Raw genomic sequence first — 525 nt, 5'->3', positions numbered from 1 at the left:
TCAAAGGTTCATATCACCTCGCCGGCGCTTTTCGCAGATTAGCACGTCCTTCATCGCCTCTGACTGCCAGGGCATCCACCGTGTACGCTTAGTCGCTTAACCTCACAACCCGAAGATGTTTCACTTCATGATTGCGAAAATTTGAGAGACTCGAACACACCATTTAAGATGTGTCGTTTCAATTTTCAGCTTGATCCAGATTTTTAAAGAGCAAATATCTCAAACGTGACTCGCAAGCCAGTTTTGAGATATGACGGCAGGTGACTTTCACTCACGAACCAGCAAGTGGCGTCCCCTAGGGGATTCGAACCCCTGTTACCGCCGTGAAAGGGCGGTGTCCTGGGCCTCTAGACGAAGGGGACACTGAAGTCTCAATCGCAAGACGCCTTGCTATTTACTTTTCATCAGACAATCTGTGTGAGCACTACAAAGGCAGGTTCTTTAAGGTAAGGAGGTGATCCAACCGCAGGTTCCCCTACGGTTACCTTGTTACGACTTCACCCCAGTCATGAATCACAAAGTGGT

General features: G+C 48.6%; 1 tRNA gene and 2 rRNA genes. All 3 read right to left on the bottom strand.

What is annotated here, in order from left to right:
• Window positions 1–102 (bottom strand): 23S ribosomal RNA (locus LLF79_RS26900); the annotation flags it as partial.
• A 184-nt stretch (window positions 103–286) separates the two neighbouring features.
• Window positions 287–362: transfer RNA gene (locus tag LLF79_RS26895), tRNA-Glu, on the bottom strand.
• An 85-nt stretch (window positions 363–447) separates the two neighbouring features.
• Window positions 448–525, bottom strand: a 16S ribosomal RNA gene (locus tag LLF79_RS26890); the annotation flags it as partial.

This window comes from Enterobacter cloacae complex sp. 2021EL-01169, assembly GCF_020733125.1.
In the GTDB taxonomy this organism is placed as follows: Bacteria; Pseudomonadota; Gammaproteobacteria; order Enterobacterales; family Enterobacteriaceae; genus Enterobacter; species Enterobacter roggenkampii.
Note: the sequence above shows the minus strand (reverse complement) of the source record. Positions and strands in the feature narration are given on the sequence as shown.